Consider the following 576-nt stretch of genomic DNA (forward strand, 5'->3'; position numbering starts at 1 on the left):
GCGCTGCAGGCACCGGTGCAGCAGGCGGCGGCGAGCTGCCACGGCGCGGCGGTGCTGCACATGGACGAGACGAGCTGGCGCCAGGCGGGATCCGGCACCCGGCACTGGGTGTGGGCGACGGTGCAGCCGCAGGTGGTGGTCTACCAGGTGCTGCCCTCGCGGGCGCGCTATGTGGCGCAGGCGCTGGCGGGCGAGCGCCCGGCCGGCGTGCTGGTGACGGACCGCTACGCGGTGTACGACTGGGTGGCGCCAGAGCGGCGCCAGGTGTGCTGGGCGCACCTGCTGCGCGACTTCGAGCGCATCGCCGGGCGCGCCGGGGCGGCGGGCTGCGTCGGCCGGCGCCTGCTCGGGCTGGGTCGGGTGCTGTTCCGCTGGCGCGCCCGCGACGCCGGCCCGGCCGAGTTCGCGCGGCTGCAGGCCCGGGTGCATCAGGCACTCGAGCGCGGCACGCGCTCAGGCTGCCGGCGCACCGCGCAGACCTGCGCCAACCTGCTCGCGCAGGAGGTCTCGCTGTGGACCTTCGTGCGCCACCCCGGCGTCGAGCCCACCAACAACGCCGCCGAGCAGGCGCTGCGC

At 77.1% G+C, this 576-nt stretch carries 1 protein-coding gene; it reads left to right on the top strand.

The genetic code is table 11. The features are described 5' to 3' along the window. Positions 1-576: IS66 family transposase (locus HZU84_RS20035; protein WP_180693125.1), on the top strand; the 576-nt coding region annotated here is incomplete at both ends.

It is taken from the genome of Sphaerotilus sulfidivorans, from assembly GCF_013426975.1.
In the GTDB taxonomy this organism is placed as follows: Bacteria; Pseudomonadota; Gammaproteobacteria; order Burkholderiales; family Burkholderiaceae_C; genus Sphaerotilus; species Sphaerotilus sulfidivorans.